Genomic DNA, 4,584 nt, shown 5'->3' with positions numbered 1-4,584 from the left:
GGGCGCGGGCGTGACGCCCACCGTCGCGCTGAACCGGCGCGTGCCCAGGGTCTTGTTCTGGTACTTCACTTCCCAGGCCAGGGTGTCCGACCCGGGGCGGTCCGCTTGGTAGACCACCTGCGAAACCGCCACCGGCCGATAGGCGCAACGACCGGAATCGCTGGACTGGCCTCGCGTCTGCATGACGCTGGCCTTGCCCAGTGTCGGGTTCTGCGTGATCTGCACGCGTGGCGCGCGCAGCGCCAGGCAATCCGACCCTCGAATCTCGTAGTACGAAGCCAGCACGACGACGTCGCCCGACTTCATCGTCTGCGCGAACGTGGGCGCACACAACGCGATTCCCAGCGTCGACAGGGCTGAAAATAAAAAGGGTCGGATTGTTTTCGGCAACATCAGTGGGGCAAAAGAGACAATTTGGTCAGCAGGAAGGGCGGCAAGTGTGCGCCGCCAACGTGGCGCATTCAAGACGAAATCCCCTTGCTGGCAGGAACTTTCGTAGCGAAATGTAGCCAAAACCTGGTGCCATTGCGAATACCCCCCACCTTCATCGGGTAGCCGGCCCAGGCGCCGGATGTCCGCAAGGCTCGGCCTCGCGCTCTACCTGAAAGGGCCGCGAGAGTGGGTTTTTTGTCCCGAAACCGGGGCTTAGTCCTTGATTTCGCTCAAAAACTATTTTGAAACTCCCTTGTCATAAGAAGACAAAGGTAAGCTAAACTTCAGGTACTTCTCAAGCGAGGCTCATAACAGCTTTATGGATTACATCCTCTCCTTCATTGCCGGCGGTCTGACCCAAGCCACTTGGTGGCAGGTCGTCGTATTCACCCTTGTCGTGACGCACATCACGATTGTTGCGGTCACGGTTTTTCTCCATCGCAGCCAAGCGCACCGCGGTCTGGATTTGCATCCGGCTGTCATGCACTTCTTCCGTTTCTGGCTCTGGATGACGACCGGCATGGTCACCAAGGAATGGGTCGCCATTCACCGCAAGCATCACGCCAAGTGCGAAAAGGAAGGCGATCCTCACTCGCCCATGCTGTTCGGCATCTGGAAGGTGCTGTTCCGCGGCGCGGAGCTGTATCGCGAAGAATCGAACAACAAGGAAACCATGGCCAAGTTCGGCCACGGCACGCCTGACGACTGGCTCGAGCGCAACGTCTACAGCAAGCACAGCCTGTGGGGCGTGCTGTCCATGCTGGCTATCGACGTCGCCTTGTTCGGCGCGATGGGCGTGACGGTGTGGGCGGTGCAGATGGCCTGGATCCCCTTCTGGGCGGCCGGCGTCGTCAACGGTATCGGCCACTACTGGGGCTACCGCAACTACAACAGCCCGGACACCAGCACCAACGTGTTCCCGTGGGGCATCGTGATTGGCGGCGAAGAGCTGCACAACAACCACCACGCTCACGGCACGTCGGCCAAGTTCTCGGCCAAGTGGTACGAATTCGACATCGGCTGGTGCTACATCAACATCCTGAAGTTCTTCGGCCTGGCCAAGATCAAGAAGGTTGCCCCCAAGCTGAAGCTGGACGACACCCGCACGGGCATCGACCTGCGCACGCTGCAAGGCGTGATCACGCACCGCTACGAAGTCATGGCCCGCTATGCGGACGTGATCAAGAGCGCCGCTCGCGAAGAACTGAGCAAGCTGAAGGCCTCGCGCCAGGAAGGCAATGCTGAATGCGGCTATACCAAGCTGCATCAGGTGCGCCGCGCCATCCACCGCAACGAGGACATCCTCCAGCCTGAACAGCTTGCCGCCGTGGACAAGGCCATCGCCCAGAACAAGTCGCTGTCGACCCTGGTACAGATGCGCCGTGAACTTGGCCGCATCTGGGAAAGCTCCAGCGCCAGCAGCGAACAGCTCCTCCATGACTTGCAGGCCTGGTGCCAGCGCGCCCAGCAAAGCGGCATCGCCGGGCTCGAGCAATTTGCTCAACATCTGCGCCGCTACGCGGCATGATGCTAGAGAAGCTAAACCCTGAACAACGCGCCGCAGTAACGTTAGAACCGCAGCACGCCCTGGTCTTGGCCGGGGCGGGCAGCGGGAAAACCCGGGTACTCACTACCCGCATGGCCTGGCTGATTCAAACCGGCCAGGCTTCGCCTTTTGGGCTTCTGGCGGTCACGTTCACCAATAAGGCTGCCCGCGAAATGCTGGCGCGCATGTCGGCGATTCTGCCGATCGATACGCGCGGCCTCTGGATCGGGACCTTCCACGGCCTGTGCAACCGCATGCTGCGCGCGCATCACCGCGATGCCGGCCTGCCGCAAAGCTTCCAGATCCTGGACGTCACTGATCAGCTTGCCGCCATCAAGCGCCTGATGAAGGCGAACGGCGTCGACGACGAAAAGTACCCGCCGCGTGATGTGCAACGCTTCATCAACGGCGCCAAGGAAGAGGGCCTGCGCCCGCAGGACGTCGAAGCCTATGACGCCCATCGCCGCCGCCTGATCGAGATCTACCAGCTTTACGAAGCCCAATGCCAGCGCGAAGGCGTGGTCGACTTCGCCGAGCTGCTGCTGCGCGCCTACGAACTGCTGTCGCGCAATGCGCCGGTGCGCGAGCACTATCAGCGCCGGTTCCGTCACATTCTGGTCGACGAGTTCCAGGACACCAATACGCTGCAGTACAAGTGGCTGCGCTTGTTGGCAGGCGGCGGAGCGGCGATTTTCGCCGTGGGCGACGACGACCAATCCATCTACGCTTTCCGGGGCGCGAACGTCGGCAATATGTCCGACTTCGAGCGCGACTATGCGCATGGCACCGTGATCCGGCTGGAACAGAACTACCGTTCGTTCGGCCACATCCTGGATTCCGCCAATGCGCTGATCGGCCATAACAGCGGCCGGCTGGGCAAGAATTTGTGGACCGACCAGGGCGAAGGCGAACCCGTTCGCGTCATCGAGCAACCGTCGGACGGCATGGAAGCCCAATGGATCGTGGACGAAATCCGTTCGCTGATCCATGACGGCAGCCTGCGCCGCGAGATCGCCGTGCTCTATCGCAGCAACGCGCAATCGCGCGTGCTGGAACACGCCATTTTCTCGGCCGGTATTCCCTACAAGGTCTACGGCGGCCTGCGCTTTTTCGAGCGCCAGGAAATCAAGCACGCGCTGGCGTACCTGCGGCTGATGGCCAACCCCAACGACGACACATCGTGGATGCGCGTCGTCAACTTCCCGACGCGCGGCATCGGCGCGCGCACGCTGGAACAATTGGCCGACGCGGCCCGCGCGCACGACACCAGCCTGTATGCGGCGGTGGCGCTGGTGGGCGGCAAGGGGGGCTCCAACCTGGCCCAGTTCGCCCAACTGATCCATCGCCTGATCGAAGAAACGCGCGACCTGCCGCTGCCGGAAATGGTCGAGCACATGCTCGAAGCCAGTGGCTTGAACGCCCATTACAAAGCCGAGCGCGAGGGCGCCGAGCGCCTCGAGAACTTGAACGAATTGATCACGGCCGCGGCCGTGTTTGCTTCCGAAGAGAACTACGACGGCATGCCTGCTGGCGTGGTGCCTGAACAGGCCACCTCGTCCACGCTGATGCCGGGGGTGGTCGACGCGCCCATCGTGGCCTCTGATGGCCTGACGCCGCTGGCGGGCTTCCTGTCGCATGCGGCGCTGGAAGCCGGCGATAACCAGGCCCAGCAAGGCCAGGACGCCGTTCAGCTGATGACGGTTCATGCCGCCAAGGGGCTGGAATTCGACGCCGTCTTCATTACCGGCCTGGAAGAGGGCCTGTTCCCGCACGAGAACAGCATCCTGGAACAGTCCGGGCTGGAAGAAGAGCGCCGCCTGATGTACGTGGCGATCACGCGCGCGCGGCAACGGCTGTACATCAGTCTTGCCCAAAGCCGGATGCTGCATGGCCAGACCCGCTATGCCATGCGGTCGCGATTCCTGGACGAGATCCCGGAAGAACACCTGAAATGGTTGTCGCCCAAGGCCGGCCTGGCGCCGGTCAGCAGCACGGGCGCCGGCTGGGGCGGGGGCAACCGCGGCGACGCCTTTGGACGCAAGGCCACCAACACCATTGCGCCGCGTCAACCGCGCGGCATCGCAAGCGGTGTGACGGTGGGCGACAAGCAGTATCGTGTGGGTCAGGGCGTGCATCACGCGCGGTTTGGCGATGGCACGATTATTGGCTTGAGCGGCGCAGGACAGGACGCCCAGGCAGAAATCCAGTTCCGCGACGTCGGTGCCAAGACCCTGGCGCTGGGTATCGCCAAACTCGATATTGTTCAAGGTTAAACATGGCCCACAACGATTCTCCGAAAGCCGAGTTGGCGTCCCTGCGCGCCGAGGTCGATGAAATCGACCAGCAGATCATGCTGCTGCTGGGCGTGCGGTTCCGTTGCACGGACATGATCGGCGAACTGAAGACCAACCACGGCATGGACCTGGTGGACCCCGATCGGGAATCCCAGCAGGTGGAACGCATTCGCCGGTTGGCTGAAGAGGCGGGCGTGCCGCCCGCGTTGGCTGAAACCATCCTGCGCGAAGTGATCGACACCGTGGTCGACCACCATACCCGCCTGCGCGAGCGTCCGTACTCGTAATGCCAGGCTGGGGGGGGGGTGGGGC

Annotated in this window: 4 protein-coding genes; 3 read left to right on the top strand and 1 reads right to left on the bottom strand. The window is 62.5% G+C overall.

The annotated features are described in order from the left end of the window. The coding region (locus ACE039_RS06145; RefSeq protein WP_369868336.1) for a hypothetical protein at window positions 1-333 on the bottom strand (333 nt) is incomplete at its 3' end. Window positions 334-751: 418 nt separating this feature from the next. On the opposite strand from ACE039_RS06145, the gene ACE039_RS06140 reads away from it, so the two are divergent. From ACE039_RS06140 to ACE039_RS06130, 3 genes are read left to right on the top strand one after another with little or no spacing between them, the layout of a single operon-like run. Then, window positions 752-1,960 (top strand): DesA family fatty acid desaturase, encoded by a 1,209-nt coding sequence (locus ACE039_RS06140; protein WP_105557635.1) that lies wholly within the window; start codon window positions 752-754, stop codon window positions 1,958-1,960. Next, complete coding sequence (locus tag ACE039_RS06135; protein WP_105557636.1) at window positions 1,957-4,251, top strand: UvrD-helicase domain-containing protein; 2,295 nt, start codon at window positions 1,957-1,959, stop codon at window positions 4,249-4,251. The genes ACE039_RS06140 and ACE039_RS06135 overlap by 4 nt, the downstream gene beginning before the upstream one ends. 2 nt (window positions 4,252-4,253) lie before the next feature. After that, the gene (locus ACE039_RS06130; RefSeq protein WP_105557637.1) at window positions 4,254-4,559 is read left to right on the top strand and encodes a chorismate mutase; all 306 of its coding nucleotides are present in this window, start codon (window positions 4,254-4,256) and stop codon (window positions 4,557-4,559) included. The last annotated feature ends 25 nt before the right edge of the window (window positions 4,560-4,584 follow it).

The sequence above is a fragment of the Achromobacter maghribensis genome, from assembly GCF_057334215.1.
This window is presented reverse-complemented; position numbering and strand designations above follow the sequence as displayed.